At 36.3% G+C, this 21,891-nt stretch carries 16 protein-coding genes; 5 read left to right on the top strand and 11 right to left on the bottom strand.

Going from position 1 to position 21,891, the window contains the following annotated elements; all coding sequences use genetic code 11:
- Positions 1-305 precede the first annotated feature (305 nt).
- From BUL40_RS01490 to BUL40_RS01500, 3 genes are read right to left on the bottom strand one after another with little or no spacing between them, the layout of a single operon-like run.
- Positions 306-1,985, bottom strand: coding sequence for a DUF6909 family protein (locus BUL40_RS01490; RefSeq protein WP_080317791.1), 1,680 nt, complete (start codon positions 1,983-1,985; stop codon positions 306-308).
- A gap of 36 nt (positions 1,986-2,021) precedes the next feature.
- Positions 2,022-3,518, bottom strand: coding sequence for a GH3 family domain-containing protein (locus BUL40_RS01495; protein WP_080317792.1), 1,497 nt, complete (start codon positions 3,516-3,518; stop codon positions 2,022-2,024).
- A gap of 1 nt (position 3,519) precedes the next feature.
- A complete protein-coding gene (locus BUL40_RS01500; protein WP_010516325.1) occupies positions 3,520-4,389 on the bottom strand; it encodes a M23 family metallopeptidase in 870 nt (289 codons plus the stop codon).
- Positions 4,390-4,570: 181 nt separating this feature from the next.
- Here BUL40_RS01500 and tatA point away from each other — a divergent pair, with 181 nt between their 5' ends.
- Together tatA and BUL40_RS01510 are read left to right on the top strand one after the other, a co-directional pair.
- Positions 4,571-4,762, top strand: a complete 192-nt coding sequence (gene tatA / locus BUL40_RS01505; protein ID WP_010516327.1) for a twin-arginine translocase TatA/TatE family subunit — start codon at positions 4,571-4,573, stop codon at positions 4,760-4,762.
- A gap of 206 nt (positions 4,763-4,968) precedes the next feature.
- The gene (locus BUL40_RS01510; RefSeq protein ID WP_080317793.1) at positions 4,969-7,026 is read left to right on the top strand and encodes an OmpA family protein; all 2,058 of its coding nucleotides are present in this window, start codon (positions 4,969-4,971) and stop codon (positions 7,024-7,026) included.
- Positions 7,027-7,093: 67 nt separating this feature from the next.
- Here BUL40_RS01510 and BUL40_RS01515 read toward each other — a convergent pair whose 3' ends face one another.
- The 3 genes from BUL40_RS01515 to BUL40_RS01525 all read right to left on the bottom strand — a co-directional run bounded on the left by BUL40_RS01515 (position 7,094) and on the right by BUL40_RS01525 (position 11,002).
- Positions 7,094-8,101, bottom strand: a complete 1,008-nt coding sequence (locus BUL40_RS01515; protein ID WP_080317794.1) for a DUF4837 family protein — start codon at positions 8,099-8,101, stop codon at positions 7,094-7,096.
- A 10-nt stretch (positions 8,102-8,111) separates the two neighbouring features.
- On the bottom strand, positions 8,112-9,692 hold the full coding sequence (locus BUL40_RS01520) for a LysM peptidoglycan-binding domain-containing protein (protein ID WP_080317795.1): 1,581 nt from the start codon (positions 9,690-9,692) through the stop codon (positions 8,112-8,114).
- Positions 9,693-9,811: 119 nt separating this feature from the next.
- Positions 9,812-11,002, bottom strand: coding sequence for a phosphoglycerate kinase (locus BUL40_RS01525; RefSeq protein ID WP_080317796.1), 1,191 nt, complete (start codon positions 11,000-11,002; stop codon positions 9,812-9,814).
- Between the two features lie 134 nt (positions 11,003-11,136).
- On the opposite strand from BUL40_RS01525, the gene BUL40_RS01530 reads away from it, so the two are divergent.
- Together BUL40_RS01530 and BUL40_RS01535 are read left to right on the top strand one after the other, a co-directional pair.
- Positions 11,137-12,288 (top strand): DNA polymerase III subunit, encoded by a 1,152-nt coding sequence (locus tag BUL40_RS01530; RefSeq protein ID WP_080317797.1) that lies wholly within the window; start codon positions 11,137-11,139, stop codon positions 12,286-12,288.
- An 11-nt stretch (positions 12,289-12,299) separates the two neighbouring features.
- Positions 12,300-12,701, top strand: a complete 402-nt coding sequence (locus BUL40_RS01535) for a DoxX family protein (protein WP_080317798.1) — start codon at positions 12,300-12,302, stop codon at positions 12,699-12,701.
- Positions 12,702-12,837: 136 nt separating this feature from the next.
- On the opposite strand, the gene BUL40_RS01540 is transcribed toward BUL40_RS01535, so the two are convergent.
- The 5 genes from BUL40_RS01540 to BUL40_RS01560 form a co-directional block, all read right to left on the bottom strand.
- Positions 12,838-13,344 carry an OmpH family outer membrane protein gene (locus BUL40_RS01540; protein WP_010516339.1) on the bottom strand — a complete coding sequence of 169 codons (507 nt, stop codon included), beginning with the start codon at positions 13,342-13,344 and terminating at the stop codon, positions 12,838-12,840.
- A gap of 209 nt (positions 13,345-13,553) precedes the next feature.
- Positions 13,554-14,384 carry a class I SAM-dependent methyltransferase gene (locus tag BUL40_RS01545; protein WP_080317799.1) on the bottom strand — a complete coding sequence of 277 codons (831 nt, stop codon included), beginning with the start codon at positions 14,382-14,384 and terminating at the stop codon, positions 13,554-13,556.
- An 80-nt stretch (positions 14,385-14,464) separates the two neighbouring features.
- Entirely contained in the window at positions 14,465-16,333 is a 1,869-nt protein-coding gene (gene mnmG / locus BUL40_RS01550) for a tRNA uridine-5-carboxymethylaminomethyl(34) synthesis enzyme MnmG (protein ID WP_080317800.1), read from the bottom strand.
- A gap of 4 nt (positions 16,334-16,337) precedes the next feature.
- Positions 16,338-16,757 carry an rRNA maturation RNase YbeY gene (gene ybeY / locus BUL40_RS01555; protein ID WP_080317801.1) on the bottom strand — a complete coding sequence of 140 codons (420 nt, stop codon included), beginning with the start codon at positions 16,755-16,757 and terminating at the stop codon, positions 16,338-16,340.
- Complete coding sequence (locus BUL40_RS01560; RefSeq protein WP_080317802.1) at positions 16,750-20,202, bottom strand: hypothetical protein; 3,453 nt, start codon at positions 20,200-20,202, stop codon at positions 16,750-16,752. Before BUL40_RS01560 ends, ybeY begins: the two co-directional genes overlap by 8 nt.
- 136 nt (positions 20,203-20,338) lie before the next feature.
- Here BUL40_RS01560 and gltX point away from each other — a divergent pair, with 136 nt between their 5' ends.
- On the top strand, positions 20,339-21,844 hold the full coding sequence (gltX, locus tag BUL40_RS01565; RefSeq protein ID WP_080317803.1) for a glutamate--tRNA ligase: 1,506 nt from the start codon (positions 20,339-20,341) through the stop codon (positions 21,842-21,844).
- Positions 21,845-21,891 lie beyond the last annotated feature (47 nt).

Below are 21,891 nucleotides of genomic sequence, written 5' to 3' on the forward strand. Positions count from 1 at the left end.
TATTAACCCGAAAAGTACTACCTTTTATCGCATTTTTAAATTAGTTATGATTACTGCCAACTTATCCTTTTCTAATTGAATAATATGTTTTTCCGCTACTAATCAATATAATTGAAGATTGGATTACTTATCATTCAGATCTCGCTTATTTTAACAAAGCTATTGGCCCTAACATAGGCTTCCTGTAGTTCAATTTCATTTATCATCTTATAAGCTTGCTTTGCTAAAGATTTTTATTAATTATACTAGATTTTGGACTCTATTGGATAATCCTGATTAAACTATCAAAAACCAATTAGTATAAATCATATAAAAATTTGCTCCAATATTTTATAGGTAATAAGATATGTAGGTTTTACTCCCGTTGTTCCTAGACCACCAGAAGCCAACGTACTACCTGTTTCCAAAGGATTATCTGATGCGTAATATGCATATCTAACCTTAACATCCTTACTTACACTTTTTCTTACCCTTGAAGCCGATTGTATGGCTTTTTGGTAATGAACACCTTCCATTTCTAGACCAATAACGTTCCAGGTAGACTCATAGAAAAACTTTAAAATGTCCTTATTCTGCAAAGACGTACCTAATACGGTAACCATGGTTCCTTCTAAAACTTTAAGTCCATGACCTTCAAAATCCTTGGCGCATAGTTCGTTCTCAAAAGGATAGTTATCTGCAGTACCTTCAAAAATGTGTGCAGAAGGTATCATTAAGTCGCCCTTACCGCCCTCTAGAATTCCTGCTTTACCCATAATGGAAACAGAATCTACATTCAGAAAAATTTTGTCATCTCCTTTTTCTAATGGTTTCAACAACTCGTCAATTGTTTCGTATGCCTGCTCGCCAAACGCATAATCCATCACAAAAATTACGGGCTTTTCATCTTCAGGAATGCTAGTGTCAACCTTGTAGCAACAGGCAGCATCATTAAATTTTGCCGTGTCAAATAACTGTACGGAGATGTTAGCTCCAGAAGTATCTTCTATAGGTATCATACCATTGGCAATAGCCACCTTCTCTACTTTATTCCGTAACTCTTTATTTTCTGATAAACTTAAAGCCTGATAAATCTCTAAATCGTCTTTACCTTCAAACTCTGCTCCAAGCACTTTTCTCGCAAACAGCGAATTCATTACACTATGCATATTAGCGCTTATAATGTGTAAAGGCCTGCCCAGTAAATTATACTTTTCTAGCGTCTCCTTAATAGTGGTAGCCCATCGTTCTCCGTGAATGTGGTGACCCAATCGTTCTCTTAAGAGCGGACTAAAAGTGATTGTTCTTTTGTTGCCTGTGGCCACCTCTTCTATAGCCAACTTGCCCAACCAATAAATAAACTCTAGAAAACGGTCTGGCATGGCATCGGTAGCAAACTTCTTTTGTATCGCTACCACCTCTGCATACGTTCTACTTAGGATATTGGCTACATGTATGTAGGCAACTTCGCGCTCATCTTCCGTACGTTCTGTTTGCTTAACAAATTCTTCTAACTTTTGCCAATCCCGAATGGTAGTACTATCCTCCTCTATCCATACACGCTCACATATTTTATCTGCCTCAATAAACAAAAAGGTTAAGTGCGTTAAAATATCATAGATGTCTGAGCGACCACGAGTAATTTCAATATTCATCTGCTCATCGTCTATACGATAGCAGTTTCTTCTTCTTTTTGGCGGAATTATAGGCTGCAAGTGCGATTTTGAGATGCCTTCATCTGACGTTAAATTGATATACCTACATTGTTCTATGCCCATAGGTAGGCGTTCTAAAACATAAATAAGTCCGTTTAACTCTCCTCTATCTTCTGCAACCGAACCGTAAATTTCTGGTCTTAGTACCAACAATGCGTTACGCAATGCATTGCCAGAAACACCGGAAGGTTTATAAAATCCCCTATTTAACAAATGCCGCATGGTAACATACAAACGCTCTATGGCGTTGGTAGATTCTTGTGCACGTGTAGTTTCCTTAATTGCCGTCATATTCACTATTTCAGTGTAAAAATACGGGAAATCTTCTTACCCTATTTTAAATGCAGTTAAGGCTTCTGCTAATTTTCTGTCATTAGAAAGGCGTTGTATTTTGTTTTGTCCACCCAGCTTACCAATGGATTGCATGTAAGCTTTAAATCCATCTTTTTGCACTTTAACTATTTGCAAACGTTTTAAAACCTTGCCTTCTATTAGATCAAAATAGTAGCTGTTTTGTTTTTGGAGCGATGTGTCTAAGGTTTGTATAAACAATTCCATATCTGATGGTTCTTTCTGAAATTCTATAAACCATTCATGATAGGGCAATCCACTTTCTGGTGTGGTTTGTGGGGCAACGGTAAATTCGTTCACTTGGGCATCCGTGGCCACAATGGCATCTTTCATTGCTTGTTCTACTTCTTTAGCAATAACATGTTCTCCAAAGGCAGAAATAAAATGCTTAATTCTACCCGATACGATTATTTTATAAGGGTCCTTAGAAATAAACTGAACGGTATCTCCTATGTTGTATCCCCATAATCCGGCATCTGTTGAAATTATCATGGCATAATTTACGTTCAATTCTACGTCCTTAAGGGTGATACGTTTTGCATCTGCATCAAAAAATTCGTCTGCCTTTACAAACTCATAAAAAATACCGGCATCCGTAAGTAAGAGCATTCCTTTTTCGGATTGGGAATTCTGATAAGCAAAAAAACCTTCACTAGCTGGAAACAATTCTATAGCATCTACTTTACGGCCTATTAAACTTTCGAACTTGGCGCGATATGGTTCATAATTCACGCCACCGTAAATAAACAACTGAAAGTCTTTAAATAAATCACCAACCTTTTTTTGGTGTTTATCTTGTAGCTTTTCAAAATACATCTGTACCCAAGAAGGGATGCCTGCTATAACGGTCATGTTCTCATTTTCCGTCTCGGTAACTATGGCATTTACTTTGGTTTCCCAATCTTCAATACAATTGGTTTCCCAGCTAGGCAATCTGTTTTTTTGCAAATAGTTGGGTACATAGTGTGCCGAAATACCGGATAATCTACCCAACTTTATGCCGTTTTTTTCTTCCATTTCTGGGCTACCCTGCAAAAAAATCATTCGCCCATCTACAAAATCGGCATTGCCTGTTTCTTGAATGTAATTAAGGATGGCATCGCGAGAAGCGTTTACCTGATTTTTAATAGAAGGTTTGGTTATGGGTATGAATTTTGCCCCAGAGGTTGTGCCCGATGTTTTTGCAAAATACAATGGTTTGCCGGGCCAAAGCACATCCTTTTTACCTTCTAGAATTTGTTCTACGTAGGGTTTTAACTCCTCATAATCACGGATGGGAACTTGCTTTACAAAATCTACATGGTTTTTAATAGCGCCAAAATTATGGTCTTTACCAAACGTAGTATGTTCTGCATTTTTTATAAGGTTCTTAAATACCTTTTCTTGAGCCCCAATAGGATTGTTGATCCATTTACTGTTTTTTTTGGCAATTCTATTGGCAAAAATTTTGGCAGCGAATGCTTTTAAGGACATATTATTTAAAGTCTATAAAATCTAAAGGATTGGTTGGTTTGCCGTTTAGCCATAGTTCAAAATGCAAATGCGGGCCAGTCGTAAATTCGCCTGTATTACCCACGGCAGCAATTACCTCTCCTGCCTTTACTACATCTCCTTGGCTTTTACTTAATGATCCGTTATGCTTGTAAACCGAAATCATATCGTCTTTATGTTCAATAATGATTACATAACCCGTTTCTGAGGTCCATTCCGAAAAAATTACCATGCCCGCGGCCACGGCCTTTACCGGCGCGCCTTCTTGGGCAACAACGTCTACGGCAAAGTGCTTCTTATCTGCATTATATGTTTCTGTTAAAGAGCCATCTACTGGTTTAAACAATAAATTTCCACCGCCACTAACATTACGCTCAAATAAATTGTACTTATCTTCTAATTCTACCTCTTCGCGCATGGCCAAATCTTCTTCAATTGGCTCTAGATTTATGGTAGACGGGTCCAGTTTATATCTTTCGAATAAAGAATCTCTTGTAAACTCATTGTTTTCAATTTCTCCACGCAATACCTTTCTTATATTCTCCAAATACCCATTGGTATAATTTAAAACGTTTACTAAAGAATCTGTTTTATAAGTAAGCTCGGTAGCTTGTCTTTTTAAGCGGGTAGAAGAATAACCAGGTATGTATTCCCTTAATGGTGTAAAGGCAATTAATAACGTGGTTAGTCCTATTAAAACGATAATAAAAAGCGTGCCAGTAACAAATACGTTTAACCGGTTTAGTTTAAAAGATATCTTTTCTTCAAACGTATTCTCATTTAAAATAACCAACCTGTACTTGTGTAACAGCTTTCGTTTAATTTCCTTACGCTTTTTAGCTTTTTTTGCCATAATAGACAAAGATAGGTTTACAAATTAATTTACGTGCTTTTACCTTTACTTTAAAGGTATTTTAGCAATTAACAACCGGTTAATTTACATTTTTTTGAAAGTAAAACTTCAAATTTTGGTATTTAACACCTATGCTCTGTTGAATTTTGTACTTTTGATATTCATTTAAGACAGAAAGATTATGGTTTTAAGTACTATTATTCTTGGAATGCTTGGACCTTGGCAAATTGTATTGATTGTTTTGGCCATATTATTGTTGTTCGGTGGAAAAAAGATACCAGAATTAATGCGTGGTCTTGGTAGCGGCATAAAGGAGTTTAAGGATGCCTCCAAGGAAGATGAGCAAATAGAAGGAAAAAAAGAGACCGAATAACATCGGTCTTTTTCTTTTTTAGCTCCTAACAGATTTCAAGACCGCCACACCTTTACGCTTTTACTTCACTATTTCTTTGTTTCACAACAAAAATTAATCCACTACTTATTAACAATCTATTTTCGTAGCTAGTATGTACTTTAAAGTGCATGATGTAATCGCCTAAATATCAAACTAAAACATAATAGGCCATTTATAATCTAGCCATGAAAAAACTATTCTTACTACCGCTATTCCTGTTTTGCCTAACTATTTCGGCACAGTCTGTTTCCCTATTGGAGTTTGAAGATGCGGAGATTGAACGAATCATTCTAAACGAAAACAAAAAGAATGACAGCCTAACCAAAAGTAAATCAACCACAAAAACTACTGTAAACAATAAGTTGATAAAAAGAGCAGATGGCTTTTTTGACAAATTGTGGTATGCAGAGGCGGCTAAAGTATATGATGAAGCTTTAAACGGAAAACAAAAAGATTTTCCAGCGGCTGTATGGCTAAGGGCTGGTGATTCTCACTATTTCAATTCCAACATGAAGATGGCCAGTAAGTACTACCAGATTGCATACAAAAAAGATGCAGATGCAGTTAGTAATGACGACCTATTTAAATACGCACATGCTTTAAAGGGAACCGGTAGATATAAAAAGGCCAATAGAATTATGAAGGTGTTTAATGCGCAGGATAAACAAACCCTTTTGGCAGATAAAGAGGCTAGCACCATTGAAAATAGCTTGGCAGAGAATAGCAAGCCTTATGAGGTAGAGATTAAAAACTTAAACATTAACTCAGAATACTCAGACTTTTCTCCAATGATAATTGGAGCGGGTAAATTCTTATATGCCTCTTCCAAAGATTCTGCATTTTTAAAAACCAGACGGTATAAATGGAACAAGCAACCCTACTTGGATTTATATGTTGGCGAGGTAGGCGATGATTTAGAAAAGGTTAAAAACGTGGAAAAGTTACCCCAAACCATAAATAGTAAATACCACGAGGCGGCAGTTACGTTTTCACCAGATAAAAACACCATCTACTTTACCAGAAACAACTATGGTAAAAAACTAAAACGAGACCAAAATGGTGTTAACCATTTAAAAATTTATACCTCTACCAAGACAGAAAACGGCTGGTCAGAAGCTAAAGAACTGCCATTTAATAGTGAAAACTATTCTACAGGTCACCCAGCAATGAACCAAGATGGAACCAAATTATACTTTGTTTCTGATATGCCTGGTGGTTATGGCGCAACGGATGTTTATTACGTTAACATTAAAGAAGATGGGAGTTATTCTGCACCAATAAATCTTGGAGAGGGTGTTAACTCTAGACGAAAAGAAATGTTCCCATTTGTGTCTGAAAACGCCTTGTACTTTTCTAGCAACAGAAGCGAAGGTTTTGGAGGTTTAGATATATATAAAGCTGATATAATTAACGAAGAATATAAAAACATAACCAATATAGGAGAACCTATTAACAGCAATAAGGACGACTTTTCTTTTGTAATGGACGAGGTAAATAATTCTGGTTACTTTGCTTCTAATAGAGATGGCGGCAAAGGTGATGATGATATTTATGCCTTTACTAATTTAGAGATTAAACCTCCTGTAGATATGAATGCTATAATTGAAGGGGTGGTCTTAGACGAACTAACAGGAAATCCAATCCAAGAGGCTCTTGTGGCCCTTTTGGATGAGGACCAAAATAAGCTTGCGGAAATAGCTACGGACGAAAAAGGAAGATTTCAGTTTGACGATGTTCGCAAACAAAGCAACTATACCATTGTAAGCAATCTTTTAAGCTATAATGAGGACAGTAAAAGTATTGCTACAGAAGACAAAGCGCGTATTAGTCTAGAGTTATTAATGAAAAAAGAGGCTGCCCCTATTGTTATGGAGGACGGGGTTAAGAAGTTGAAAATTGATAACATAAACTTTGACTTTGACCGGTATTACATTAAATCAGATGCGGCAAGCGAGTTAGATAGGTTGTTGGCTGTTTGGGAAGAGTATCCTGAAATGGTCATCAAAATTGAATCGCACACGGATAGTAGAGGTAGTAGGGCTTATAACCAATATCTTTCTGATAAGCGGGCCAAGGCAACCAGGGATTACTTAATTAAAAATGGTATTGACCCTTCTAGAATTGCCAGTGCCGAAGGTTTTGGAGAAGACAGACCACTTAACAATTGTGAGGACGGTATTCCGTGTAGTAGAGATAACCACTTAGAGAACAGACGTTCAGAATTTATAATTGTTTCAATGTAAATTACAGCTAATACATAAATAAAAAAGCCCCTTGTTTAGGGGCTTTTTTATTTATACAACTCAGGTTTTATTTGCTAGCCATTTCTGTTTCATTGGAAAACTCAAGCGTTTTCAATACCGCTTCCAATTCAAACATATAATCCCTTTTTTGCGTATTAGGGGCAAAAGTAAATCCTTCTAACACCAATTTTCTTTTGTTGGGTTTATCGTTGATAATATACATTAAAAACGGACCCGCCATTGGATAACCGTTAATTTCCCATATACCCCTAACCTCTGCCGCTTTTCTTCCTCCTATTTCTGCAGGAAACACATAAGGAGCAAATGCTTTTTCTGTCATCATATAAGTGCCTGCATCAGGACCAGGAACATATTTTTTACCTATACTATCTCTTAACTTAACTATATCTTGAACAAATGTAGAATCACTAGTAAACGTTTTCTCTGGAATACTGTAGGCAATAATATTCATGTTTCCTTTTGGTATTTGGCGGTCTACCCAAACAAAATTCTTTTCTTGCTTTCCAACACGATATACAGATGGTAAGGTAAGCTTAACACCCAATTCATCTTCTATGGCCGTTTCTTTGCTTAACGAGCGATTAAAACGCTCCTGAACCGCGGCAATCTCAACAGCTTTGAAGGCAGTTATGGCTTCTTTTCCAATTTTTTCTATACCCGCAACTATTTCGGCATTTGTTTTACCTTTTACAACGGCTATATTTTGAGGGTCTGCGTATACATCTCGTTTAACATGGGCTATCGTCAACGTGTCTTTTTGGACAAACAGAACAGAGCGTGCGTGCGTAGTAGCTCCTTTGAATACTTCCGGCGGTATCTGTGTAAGTGTAAGTATGGCCTGCTCTGGCATTAAACTCACAGCAGGGGCGGCAAAAACCTCTCGCACCTTTTCGCCAACTTCTCCTTGCCACAAGCTATTATCCATAACCACCATAAGGCTATTTTCACTTCCTGTAGAGCCAGGTAAAAAATTGGCGGCTTTTTTTTCTTGTTTACAGGAATAAACGGTAAGGGCCGCAAGGGCCAAAATGAATAGTGTTCCTAATTTTTTCATATCCTCTAATTTACGAAGAACAATTACACAATTTGAGTTTTGTTCCTGGTTTAAGGTTGTTGTTGCTTAAACCGTTCCACTTTCGTAAGTTATCAATAGTTATGCCAGGATATTGTCTAGATATGGTCCAAAGAGAATCTCCTGATTGTACTACATGGATTTTAGATGGATCTGAGGGTAATTTTACAGGTTTCGTGGTTGTGGGCGTGGTGCTTTTCTTGCTTGTAGTAGTTGCCACGGCAACTGGTTTTCTGGGATAAATAACTAGACGTTGGCCAACTTTGAGGTTATTATTTCGCAATCCGTTCCATCTTTTAATTTGGCTAACACCAACACCAAAACGTTCTGCTATTTTGCCTAAGTAGTCACCACTTCTAACTTTATACCTAACACGGTCTGTACTGGTAACTAAATCTGGTAATGTTTTTTCTTTCTTTTCAAATTCACTTTTAGCATACGAGTAAATTGAATCTTCATTGCTTACAAATGCTCCAATATGTTTTAGTGGCAAACGTAGCGGGTAAGTTTTACCGTCCACTTTAGGAATAATATCCAGTTTGTAGGATGGATTCAAGAATTTTAATTCTTCTTCTGAAATTTTTACCAGTTTTGAAATGTGTTCAAAACCAATCATGTTTTTAACATGCACTGTGTCCGTTTCAAAGTAAGGTCTATCTGCCTTTAAGCCAACAATACCATGTTCGTCTGCATATTCAAACATGTACATGGTAGCCAAAAACAATGGCACGTAATTAGCGGTTTCACGTGGAAGAAAGGGTCTTATATTCCAATAATTTGTGTGTCCGCCAGACCTCCTTATAGCCTTGTTTACATTACCCGGTCCAGAATTGTAAGCAGCCAATGCCAAATCCCAATCATTGAAAATACTATATAACTTGGACAAGTATTTTCCGGCTGCTTGGGTAGATGCAATGGGGTCGCTACGCTCGTCAACATAACTACTTACATCTAGGCCATACATTTTTCCCGTTCCAAACATAAACTGCCATAGACCCGTAGCTCCTACCCTAGATTTGGCGGTTGGGTTTAATGCCGATTCCACAATGGCTAAATATTTCATTTCTAACGGAATATTATGAATATCTAGTTCTTGTTCAAATAGCGGAAAGTAAAACTGGCTTGCGGTAATCATTCTGTGGATTAAGCCACGTTTTCTTTTTAAAAAGGATTGAATTACCTGTTCCAAATAAGGATTGTATTCTACGTTAAAAGGCGTTTTTGCATTTAAACGTTGTAATCTGGCCTTTAACGTATCTGTAGGTAAGTCTGCAGCGAAAATTGAGTCGTAATTAATACGAACCACTTCTGCATACATCTCATCATAAAACTTATGATTGTCCCTAAGTTCTTTTAACCAAAGACTATCATAAACATACGCTTGTTCAAACTCTTCTGTTGTGGTAAGTTCTTGCTTTTTTGCAATTGCAGGTATGTTTAATGGTGTATCATTAAGTACGGTTGTAGTTTGCGTACTATCCTGCTCTGTTGCCTTTTGTGGGGTTTCTTGTGCCGTGGCCGTAAGAATACCTAGGGGAGCAACAATGCCCCAAAAAATTCGCTTTCTAATCATCTTTGACACCTCAGTTTGGAATGGGACGCGCTAAAATGCATCTTTTTGTTCAATAATTAAAATCCACCAAACAAAAAACAAGAATTTTAACGAACGCCCCTATTTCTATAACTGACTGATTATGCCATTATTGCAGCAATACCGGGTAAAGTTTTACCTTCTAAACTTTCTAACATGGCACCACCACCAGTAGATACATAGCTTACTTTATCTTCAAAACCAAATTGCTTAACCGCGGCTACAGAGTCACCCCCACCTACTAGGGAAAAGGCACCTTTAGCAGTTGCTTCATCTACTGCGTTACCTATGGCAATGGTACCTTTGGCAAAAGATTCCATTTCAAAAACGCCAACAGGGCCATTCCATAAAATGGTCTTGGAGTTTAGAATTACTTGTTTAAAGTTCTCCAAGGTCTTTGGTCCTGCATCTAAACCTTGCCAACCGTCTGGTATTTCTGTAACGTCTACTACCTGGGTTTTGGCATTGTTGTTAAAATCATCTGCGGCCAATACGTCTACCGGTAAATGCACGGCTACGCCTTTTTCTTCTGCTTGTTTTAGAATATCTAGGGCCAATTCCATTTTGTCGTCTTCACAAATAGAATCTCCTACTTTTCCTCCTTTTGCTTTCACAAAAGTATAGGTCATTCCGCCACCAATTACCAAATTATCTACCTTATCCAAGATATTTTCAATAATGGTAATTTTTGAAGATACCTTTGCTCCGCCAAGAATAGCGGTTACCGGTTTTTCACCGGTCTGCATAACCTTATCTATGGCTTTTATTTCTTTTGCCAATAAATAACCAAAACATTTATTTTCTGGGAAAAACTTGGCAACCACCGTTGTAGAGGCATGTGCTCTATGGGCCGTACCAAAAGCGTCATTTACATATATATCTCCAAAATGGGATAATTTTTCTGCAAATGCTTCGTCACCATTAGTTTCTTCATCATAAAACCGTAAGTTTTCCAAAAGTAAAATTTCGCCGTTTTGCAAATCTGAATAGGCCTGTTCTACCTTTTCTCCAACGCAATCTGCAACAAATTTTACTTGAACGCCTATAATCTCGCTTACTTTATCACAAATGTGAGACAAGGACAAATCAGGATTACTCTGACCTTTTGGCCTACCCAAATGGCTCATTAAAACGGCACTACCACCATCTTCCAAAACTTTTAATATAGTTGGTTTGGCAGCATCGATTCTACTAGTATCCGTAACATTAAAATCCTCATCTAAAGGCACATTAAAATCTACACGGATCAAAGCCTTTTTGTCTGCGAAGTTATAGTCATCTATTGTTCTCATATCAAAATTGGATTTAAGCTTCAAAAGTAACCAATTACCAACGCTGTGTAAAGGGGTTATTCTGAAAATTTGTAAAGTTTTGGTGCATTTTAGTTTAAATTTCTACATATCGCCAAATATGTATCTTTGACCATATGTTGTTTAAAGAAGTTTTAGGCCAGCACCATTTAAAAACACACTTAGCGGCCACCGCAGACGCAGGTAGAATTCCGCACGCACAATTATTTGTGGGGCCAGAAGGTAGTGGAACCTTGCCATTGGCCCTAGCTTATGCCCAATATATACTTTGCGGCAATACGGGCGGTGAAAATCTTGGAGACAATAGTAGTTGTAACTTAAAATGCAGCGCATTTACCCATCCAGATTTACATTTTGTATATCCAGTAGCTAACTCGGATAAGGTAAAAACGCATGCCATAAGTGACAATTATATTAACGAGTGGCGGCAATTTCTTAAAGAACAGCCTTACGGTAATTTGTTTGATTGGTACCGAGCCATTGGAATTGAAAAGAAACAGGGTTTAATAGGAACCGAAGAAGCACAGGAAATTGTAAAGAAATTAACCTTAAAATCCTACGAAGGTGGTTATAAGGTAATGTTGATTTGGATGGCAGAAAAAATGAATGCTTCTGCGGCCAATAAATTACTTAAACTAATTGAAGAGCCACCAAACAAAACGGTTCTAATTTTAATAGCGGAAGATGCGGAACAAATAATCAATACTATTAGAAGCCGTTGCCAAATATTACAGTTTGGCCCTTTGCCAGAACCCGTTATCGTAGAACGCTTATTGTTAAAAGGTGCTTCTAATGATGAAGCCAATAGGTTGGCGCACGAAGCAAACGGAAATTACAACAAGGCTATAGACTTATTAAACCAGGATTCTGAAGATTTGGTTTTTGAACGATGGTTTGTTCAATGGGTACGTACCGCTTTTAAGGCTAAGGGTAATAAAGCTGCCATTCATGACTTATTATTGTGGAGCGATGAACTTTCTAAAACAGGAAGGGAAGTGCAAAAAAAATTTATACAATACTGCATTGCCATTATTAGACAAGCGCTATTGTTAAACTATGGAGCCAATGATTTGGTCTACAGCAGCATTGGTGTAGATAATTTTGATTTGGCCAAGTTTGCCCCTTTTGTTCATGAGAATAATATTATGGGCATTATTGAAGAATTGGAAAAAGCCATGCTTCACGTGGAACGCAACGGTAATACCAAACTTATTTTTACAGACCTTTCTATTAAACTAACGCGTTTGCTTCACAGCAAAGCCGCCTAAAAAACTAAGACATGCATTTACATTTTACTGAAAACGCAACCCAACTTATCTTATTAGCCATGATTATTATTGTTTTTATCCAAAGTGGTTTGGATAAGGTATTTGATTGGCATGGAAACTTATCTTGGCTAAAAAGTCATTTTGAAGAAACTCCTTTTTCTGGTTTGGTGCCTGTTTTGTTAGGAACAATTTTGGTAATGGAGCTTGTTGCGGGGATTTTATCCGTTATGGGTTTTGCCCATTTGTTATTGTTTAATGATGTGGTTTTTGCCTTTTATGGTGTATTACTAGCGGCAGTGACTTTACTAATGCTCTTATTGGGCCAACGGGTTGCCAAAGATTATGAGGGGGCAAAAACCATAGTAATTTACCTAGTCCCAGTATGTTTGTTACTCTTTTTGGTAACTAAATAGATTCTGATTAAACCAACTGGGATAGTGGTCCAATTTGATTTTTGATAACACAACATAACTAATAGTCAATTTTTAGTAAATAGAACAAAAAAAGGCCTTGGTTTCCCAAGGCCTTTTTCTATTATAAACTATTTTATTACTGCTTATACTCGTCGTTTAAAATCTTAAGTACTTCTTCAGTTAAGTCATTTGCTTCTTCACCATACAGTACGCTACCACCTTCTCCTCCACCAAGGATGTAGGTGTATCCGTTTGCTTTACCGTAGGCTTCTATCTTTGCCTTTACTTTTTTAACTACACTATCCATTTTTTCCTGACCAGCTAGTTGTATGGATTGTTCTTCTTGTTGTAAGCTTTGACCCATCATTTGCCCACGTTGTTGGATCATGCCATATTCTTCTTGCGCCTTTTTCTGAGACATTGAATTTGCCTTTGTTTGAAAAGCTTGTACTTCCATTTGAAAGGCTTGCGAAATACTGTCTCTCTTCCTATTCAACTTATCGGCTTTGGTTTTGTAATCTGCTTCTACATCTAATTTTTCTTGGTAACCATCCATCAATTTTACATTGTCTACAAAACCAATTTTGTTTTGCTGGCAAGAAACCATAATTACCAAACCTAGTATTAATCCTAATTTTTTCATTCTATCGATTTAAGTTGCGGCTAAAATATAAAATCCATTTTAGGTAAGTAAAATTCTTTTTTAATTATGTATAAGCATAACCTATAGCACAAAGAAGAACCTATAACGTGTAGTTATAGAAATTGTGATTATACAAGGTGATTTAAGAGCGTTTTTGGGTTGTCGCCTTACCATACAATAGGTGGTTGCCGTTAAGGCCTTAGAGCGGCTTATTTGGCTTTTTTGAGGATATAAACATGGGAAGACCATTCTTTGGAACCTATTGCAGCTAAATTACTGTATAACCCTTTCAGAAATCCTCTAATAAGTGTGTTTTTGACACCTTTGTAGCGCTCAGATAGCATACTAACATAAAACGAATCAAAATACATGGGCTTCGTTTTTTGTAAGGCTAAATCATGCTTACCAAATAATTGCACAATGCTATTTTGCGAAAAGTGCCAGAGATGTCTAGGCACATCAAAAGCGGCCCAATAGGTTTTATAATGTTTAGCATCCCAACTTTTAAAATTAGGAACCGCAATAACCAACACACCGTTGTTTTTTAAAAGTGAAACCAATCTGCCTATTGTATCTTCCAAATCAGGCACATGTTCCAAAACATGCCAAAGCGTAATACAATCAAAACTTCCTGGCTTCAAACTATTCAAGTTCTCTTGTAAATTAATACCCTTTTGCTTAGCCAAACCTCTGGCCTTAGCATTTGGTTCAACACCAGAAACAACAAAACCTTTACTTTTAGCAACAGATAAAAAATCACCCGTACCAGCGCCGTAATCTAAAAGTTTTCCTTCATCACCTATATACTTATTTAACATCACTACCTTACGTTTAAGGGTAAACCTTTTTACGAATTGATACAGCTTTTCGAATATTGAATCTGCACCATCTGTGTGCGAAATGTAATCCTCACTCTGATAGTAACGATTTAAATCTGAAGGCACAGGTTTAGTGACCAACATATCTAAGGAGGAATCATACAACAATTGAAATGACTCCTTGGTAACAGAATAGTCTTTAGTTTCTAAATAAACTTCCATATTGATTTTAAAAAACAATAGCCTCAAAAGAGGCTAAAGTATTTATCTTCTAGTATAGCTTTATTGTTCCACGTGGAACATTACCTCCCTAAGTGAACTAAAAGCACGGAAATATCGGCAGGTGAAACACCACTAATTCTAGATGCTTGTGAAATAGTCACCGGTTCAATTTCCTTTAGTTTTTCTCTTGCCTCAAAACTTAAGGACTTTAACTTGGCGTAGTCAAAATTCTTAGGAATCTTAATCCCCTCTAAACGCAATAATTTGTCTGCGTTATTCTTTTCCTTTTCAATATACCCAGAATACTTAACCTGAATTTCTGTTTGTTCTAACACGTCGGTATTCAAATAATTTTCCGTTACATATTCTGAAACTTTGTCCAATTGTAACATATGATCCATTGTAACTTTAGGCCTAGAAAAAACCTTGAACAGCTTGTCAGATTGTTTCACCAAAGAAGAATCCAAACGCTCTAAAATTGGATTAATTTCATCTGGATTAAAACTTGTGTTTTTAAAGAAGGAGACAAAGTCACTAGATTCTTTTTCTTTGCGCTCCATATTTTTTAACCGTTCTTCTGATGCCAATCCAATTTCATAACCCCTTGGTGTTAATCTTAAATCTGCATTATCCTGCCTAAGTAAGGTTCTATACTCTGCTCTGGAGGTAAACATACGATACGGCTCTTCTGTGCCTTTGGTAATTAAATCGTCAACCAAAACCCCAATATATGCTTCGTCCCTATTAAGAATAAAAGGGTCTTGATCATATACTTTTAGATGCGCATTTATACCCGCCATTAGACCCTGAGAAGCCGCCTCTTCATAACCAGTGGTTCCATTAATTTGCCCTGCAAAAAACAAATTGTCCACTAGCTTGGTTTCCAATGTGTGCTTTAACTGTGTAGGCGGAAAATAATCATACTCTATGGCATAACCCGCCCTAAAGAATTTTACATTCTCAAATCCCTTAACAGAACGTAATGCTTTAAATTGAACATCTTCCGGCAGACTAGTAGAGAAACCGTTTACGTAAACCTCTACCGTATTCCAACCTTCTGGCTCTACAAATATCTGATGTCTGTCCTTATCTGCAAATCGGTTAATCTTATCTTCTATTGAAGGGCAGTAACGAGGTCCCAAGCTCTTAATTCTACCATTGAACATTGGCGAACGATCAAAACCTTCTCTAAGCAAATCATGCACCAACTCACTCGTATGCGTCATGTAACAATCTCGTTGGGTGGTTAACTTATGCGTATCTAAATACGAGAATTTTTCAGGCTTGCTATCTCCAGGTTGGGGAATCATAACAGAATAATCCAATGATCTACCATCCACTCTAGGCGGTGTGCCTGTTTTCATTCTACCACTCTCAAAACCCAATTGAACCAACTCCTCCGTAATACCTGTAGCAGCACTTTCACCAGCTCTACCTCCACCAAATTGTTTTTCGCCAATATGTATTAAACCATTTAAAAAAGTACCATTTGTAAGTACAACTGATTTTCCTTTTATCTTTAAACCCAAGCTGGTTTTTACACCAACTGCTTTGCCATTTTCTACCAACAAACCACTTACCATCTCTTGATAAAAATCAACATTTGGCGTTTGCTCTAACAATAAACGCCATTCCTCAGCAAAACGCATTCTATCATTCTGCGTTCTTGGGCTCCACATTGCCGGTCCTTTGGATTTATTGAGCATTTTAAATTGTATGGCAGAGCGATCCGATACTATTCCACTATAGCCACCAAGGGCATCAATTTCACGTACAATTTGTCCTTTTGCAATTCCGCCCATGGCAGGATTACAGGACATTTGCCCAATATTCTGCAAATTCATTGTTACCAACAATGTACTGGAACCCATGTTGGCAGCAGCCGCGGCGGCTTCCGCTCCAGCATGGCCACCTCCTACTACAATAACATCATACTCCTTATCAAACATAGCTCTATTGTTCCACGTGGAACATATTAATTGATTTATCTTCTTGTAATCTCATCTCTTTTGCGTCTGACTCTGTTTTATCTTTAAAACCTAATAGGTGTAAAACACCATGAGACATAACACGCAATAATTCATTTAAAAAAGATACCCTATTAACTACGGCATTTTCCTTTATACGTTCCAATGAAATAAAAATATCACCAGAAATATAATTTCCATCTACATAATCAAAAGTTATAATATCCGTATAGGTATCATGGTTTAAGTACTTCATGTTAATACCATGCAGATACTCATCATTACAAAATATAAAGCACAAATCGCCTACCTCCTTTTCATGCCCATTAATAATCCTAGTTAACCAATCGGGATACAAGGAAATATCATTTAGCTCAAATTCTGTTTCGTTTACAAACTCAATCATTAGTATTAAAATAGGACTTAACCCGATTTTTAAAATCAGTTTGCAAAGGTAATGGTTGTCTATTTAATATCTCTGTTTGTTGAAAATACTCGCGCGCATCCCTATATTCCTTTTTAATCGTATTTGAAAAGGATCCTTTTACCTTTTCAGAATCACGCTTAGGATCTTTACCCTGTTTTAATTCCGCATCTTTAAGTTTTAGCAACTGTTGCTGTATAACATTTACCCTATTAATATTCTCCTTAGTAATACCATTCTCTAATAATCTATCTTCAAAATCCTGCATCTGTTTTACAAGACTTTTCGCCAATTTACGTTCCTCATCATTTAGTATATCTTCTAATTGCTTTTCTAAAACAGAGCGTATTTGCTGTTGCGCTTTATAAATTTCAAATATTTCTTGTAACTCCTCTTCAGACATTCCACTGCCATTACCAGAACCACCCTCACCTCTTCCTTTAGATTTACCGTCACCTTTTCCGTTAGATTCGCCATTCTTTCCATTACCAGTTCTACCTTGATTGCCTTCTGACCCGTCTCCATTCTTGCCATCATCACCATTTTTACCTGAATTTCCATTCTTGCCATCGCTATTTCCAGACTTAGAATCTCCTTCCTTACCAGAACCTTGGTTCCCATCTTTTTGTTCTCCTTCATTACCAGTACCCATCTTTTGACTAAGATCTTCTTGCTTTCTTATAATATCTGGAAGTTGAAAATCCTGACCATTACCTTTTCCCTTCCCAGGGTTCATACTTTCCTGCATATTATCCAGAACATTAACCAAATAATCCGCCAAAGAATTGGAAGCAGTTAGTACATACTGTTGATAGCTTTTTGCTTGAAAAAGTTGGTTTTCAGCAATACTTTCCAAACCTTTGTCCATATTATAATACACATCTTCTACTTGTTCGTTCACAAAATCTGCAAGCTCTACTTGTCTTAATGAAAGTGCGAACAAACTATCATCTACATGGGTAAACAATTCTCTTAATTTCTTTTGTTCCTTTATACTATTAGAAAAACTATTTAAATCTCCCCTATCAAAATTCATGCGCTCCATTAAACCTTCTTGTTTAAAAGAAAATATTAAAAGGTTGTCTAATATTTGACGAAGCATGTCTGCATCCTCCGCTACAGTTGAGCCGCTATTAGACGCAGAGAAAGACACTTTATCGCCTAAATCTTTCATTTTAGCACCAACGCTACGCTGTTTAGATTTCAACTTACTACCAGATTGTTCGTCTAAACCACTCCCAACATTTTCGTCCAAGTTATGCTTTTCAAACTCCTTTTGGATATCCTCCAAATCCTTATTAATCTCAATAAGCTCTTCGTCATCAACTTCTAAATCAAAACCTTTTTTAAGGCTTCCGTTTTCTTTTAGTAATTCGGAAAATTGTTTCTTTATAACAGAAAATCTATTCCTGATTGATTCTTGTGACGATTCGTTATCCTTATCCAGTAACTTTAACTTAGACAGCAATTCTTGACGTTCTCCTAGTTTATAGATTTCTTCTGCTAACTGCTTTGCCTTTTCAGCCACATAGTATCTCTTAGTTAATTCAACAATCTGTTCCAAGCTTCTTTTATTGGCTGCTTGGGATTTAGCCAACTTATCCAATTGCATTTGCAATTCTTCCTTATCTATTTTATCCGCTACCTTTTCTAGCTCTTCCAATAATTTCTGATTCTTTTTTGCAAGCATTTCTTGCCTTTCCAGTCTTTCCTGCAATAATTCATCCTTTTCATTTAGACTCTCTTTTAATTGATTGGCAAACTTTTCCATTAACCGTTCTTGATCAAGCTGCTCCCGTAATTCTTTTCTAACCTCTTCTTTTTTATTAAAACCAAAATCTGTTTGGGTTTTAAATTCCTTATCCAATTGTTCTAATTGATCAATTATTTCTTCGCGTTTTGAGATTTGTTCATTAATACCATCTGACAAACTCTTACTAGTTTCCAACAACCTATTCTCCAATTCTTGATCACTTAAAATGTTCGTTGTAAATACCTCAGAAGTAATGCTCTTACCACCCACGACACCATCATTATCGGTAACCTTAAAATAAAAACTGTATTCCTTACCTGGGCTTAATTTTAAACCTTGAGGAAAAGTATAATAAAACTGATTAGACCTGCCCAAATCCTTTTCCAGTATTAAACTAGATTCTTTGCTGCCGTTGACCTCTTTATATACAATTTCAACTTTATTAATACTATAATCATCCAGAACCTTACCCGAAAAAAACGATTCATTAGGAACCAAGCTATCTTGTTTACTAGTAACAGAAATGCTCGGATACTCATCTTTAATTACATTTATTGTATACGGAATGTTTTCATATTCTTTAAGAGAAGCATTACCTAATTGAATTTGATAATCCAACCGATTAAAAATTCTTTTTTGGTACTTAAACTCATTACCTAAAGACATAAAAGAAGAAACACTATCAGCTTCTATAAAATCTACAAGATCTAAATTTGAACCTTTGACTTTCCAAGTAACAGTTGTTCCATAAGGAACCTTTACATCTCCTGTACCGTTAACCACTCTATTCTGCATACCTAAATATTTAGGATAATTTAAGAGCATTTGAAAATTGGTGAGCAACGGTGTTTTTACCACGTCTACCTTATAAATTTTTGAATATACATCTCCAGCCAATAATTGAAATGAAAAATTTTCTTTTTCAATTGGAAAATCAAACTGAAAATTCTCTCGTTTATTCTCTGCTAGAAAACGTTTTCCTTGGAACAGAATAAAAACTTCTTCTGGTTTAACCGAGCCTTTAGTGGTAAAGGATAGCGACAAGCCCTGGTTGTCTTTAGTATTGAGATTATCATTTAAAATCCAAAACTGAAAAGGTGCTGGCTTAACGTAAGCTGTTTTATAATCGGCTATACGTTGTATACCCTTAAAATAATCTCCTATAAATCCACTTACTACAAACAATCCTAATATACCAATAGGTATTAAAAGCCAATACGCGTATTTCCAAATCCTCTTACTATCAACAGCATTTACAAAAGGTATGGTTTTTAGTTTTTCAGATTTTTGATTAATGGCGGCAAGTATCAAATCAGAATCAGCCTCTTCTGATAAATCCAAAACATTGCTTAATCGATCATCAATATCCTTAAAATGTTTGCCTATTATTCTCGCCGCTTCTTTGTGTCCTATTCCTTGTTTTATTTTAAATAGATATAAACATGGGGTTAAAATATAATGGTAAATAAAGAGTAAGACCAACATACCACCAACCAGAAATAAACCAAAACGAACTCCAGGAGCTAACCAAAAAACGCTTTCAACAGTACCCAAGACCACTAGCAATAAGGCACTCGACGTTAAAAAAACTATAGCACCTTTAACCAGCTGTATTAGATAATACTTTCTAATGAAAGCCTGCAAATTGTATAAGACGCTTTCAAAATTATTCATATAAACTCCGTTTATTACAAGTTAATCAAGCTACTAAAACAATTTTAAAAATAAACTGTTAAATCCACTTAAACCCAAATAGCTATCTTCCTTAATAACGCCATTTCATATTGTATATTTGCGCAAAATTGAAATCATGTCTCTAGAAACTCGTGTACGTTTTGCCCCTAGCCCAACAGGACCATTGCATATTGGTGGATTAAGAACAGCTTTATTTAATTATTTATACGCCAAAAAAAACAACGGTAAATTTATATTACGTATAGAGGATACTGATCAAAACCGGTATGTAGAAGGCGCAGAAAACTACATAGAAGAGGCCTTAAAATGGTGTGGACTAGAACCAGATGAAAGTACCAGTAATCCTGGAAAATTTGGTCCTTACAGACAAAGCGAACGTAAACACCTTTACAAAAAATATGTTTTTAACCTTATTGAAAAAGATAAGGCTTACTATGCCTTTGATACACCAGAAAGTTTAGACAACTATAGGAAAGCACACGAAGCTAAGGGTAAAACCTTTATTTACAACTGGCATAATCGGGAAAAATTAGATAATTCTCTTTTACTTACACCAGAAGAGACACAAAATAAAATTAATTCTGGTGCACCTTATGTAATTCGTTTTAAATCACCAGAAAATCGAGAGTTAGTTTTACGAGACGAAATCAGAGGAACTATAAAAATTGATACCAACATTTTAGACGATAAAATTTTGTTTAAAAGTGATGGTATGCCAACATACCACCTGGCCAATATTGTAGACGACCATCTAATGGAAATTACACATGTTATCAGAGGTGAAGAATGGCTACCCTCTTTGGCCCTCCACTATTTATTGTACGAGGCCTTTGAGTGGACAGCTCCTAAATTTGCACATTTACCCTTAATTATGAAGCCAACAGGTAAAGGAAAATTAAGCAAAAGAGATGGAGACAAAGGTGGTTTTCCTGTTTTTCCTTTATCATGGAACGATTCTAAAGGTTACAGAGAAGAAGGCTATTTTCCTGAAGTCGTGATTAACTTTTTAGCTTTATTGGGTTGGAATCCAGGCACAGAACAGGAACTTTTTACCAAAAAAGAACTAATTGAAGCCTTTAGCCTAGAACGTGTAAACAAATCTGGTGCACGATTTGACCCTGAAAAAAACAAATGGTATAATCATCAATATCTACAGCTAAAAGCACCAGAAGAATTAAAAGTCAACCTAATTCCTATTTTAAAAGAAAAAGGTTTATCAGAGGAACTAATAAACAGTTTACCACTAGAAAGAATTATTAGTCAGAATAAAGAAAGAGCAAATTTCATTGGGGACTTCTGGGAGTTAATTGATTATTACTTTATTGCTCCTACCGAATATGATGCCAAAGCTTCCAATAAGCAATGGAAAGAAAACACCCCTAAATTAATGGAAGAGGTAATTACTGTTATAGAAACAATTTCTGAATTTGAATCTGAACGTATTGAAGCCTCTATTAAACAATATATTTCTCAAAACGAACTAGGATTTGGACAAATTATGCCCCCATTGCGTTTGGCAATAGTAGGCGCAATGAAAGGACCCCATCTTTTTGATATCATGGAAATTATTGGCAAAGAAGAAACCATACATAGAATAAAACAAGCCATACACAGTTTGTAACAAAATTGAAATAAATAAGACTTATCCTTCGGTAACTGTTGTACCTT

It is taken from the genome of Croceivirga radicis, assembly GCF_002072105.2.
GTDB classification, from domain to species: domain Bacteria; phylum Bacteroidota; class Bacteroidia; order Flavobacteriales; family Flavobacteriaceae; genus Croceivirga; species Croceivirga radicis.

Coding starts and splice junctions, on each gene's coding strand:
- BUL40_RS01525 (WP_080317796.1), bottom strand. CDS start 11,002: ATGAGAACAATAGATGACTATAACTTCGCAGACAAAAAGGCTTTGATC.
- gltX (WP_080317803.1), top strand. CDS start 20,339: ATGTCTCTAGAAACTCGTGTACGTTTTGCCCCTAGCCCAACAGGACCA.
- BUL40_RS01490 (WP_080317791.1), bottom strand. CDS start 1,985: ATGACGGCAATTAAGGAAACTACACGTGCACAAGAATCTACCAACGCC.
- ybeY (WP_080317801.1), bottom strand. CDS start 16,757: ATGATTGAGTTTGTAAACGAAACAGAATTTGAGCTAAATGATATTTCC.
- BUL40_RS01530 (WP_080317797.1), top strand. CDS start 11,137: ATGTTGTTTAAAGAAGTTTTAGGCCAGCACCATTTAAAAACACACTTA.
- BUL40_RS01545 (WP_080317799.1), bottom strand. CDS start 14,384: ATGGAAGTTTATTTAGAAACTAAAGACTATTCTGTTACCAAGGAGTCA.
- mnmG (WP_080317800.1), bottom strand. CDS start 16,333: ATGTTTGATAAGGAGTATGATGTTATTGTAGTAGGAGGTGGCCATGCT.
- BUL40_RS01540 (WP_010516339.1), bottom strand. CDS start 13,344: ATGAAAAAATTAGGATTAATACTAGGTTTGGTAATTATGGTTTCTTGC.
- BUL40_RS01510 (WP_080317793.1), top strand. CDS start 4,969: ATGAAAAAACTATTCTTACTACCGCTATTCCTGTTTTGCCTAACTATT.
- BUL40_RS01500 (WP_010516325.1), bottom strand. CDS start 4,389: ATGGCAAAAAAAGCTAAAAAGCGTAAGGAAATTAAACGAAAGCTGTTA.
- BUL40_RS01535 (WP_080317798.1), top strand. CDS start 12,300: ATGCATTTACATTTTACTGAAAACGCAACCCAACTTATCTTATTAGCC.
- BUL40_RS01520 (WP_080317795.1), bottom strand. CDS start 9,692: ATGATTAGAAAGCGAATTTTTTGGGGCATTGTTGCTCCCCTAGGTATT.
- BUL40_RS01515 (WP_080317794.1), bottom strand. CDS start 8,101: ATGAAAAAATTAGGAACACTATTCATTTTGGCCCTTGCGGCCCTTACC.
- tatA (WP_010516327.1), top strand. CDS start 4,571: ATGGTTTTAAGTACTATTATTCTTGGAATGCTTGGACCTTGGCAAATT.
- BUL40_RS01560 (WP_080317802.1), bottom strand. CDS start 20,202: ATGAATAATTTTGAAAGCGTCTTATACAATTTGCAGGCTTTCATTAGA.
- BUL40_RS01495 (WP_080317792.1), bottom strand. CDS start 3,518: ATGTCCTTAAAAGCATTCGCTGCCAAAATTTTTGCCAATAGAATTGCC.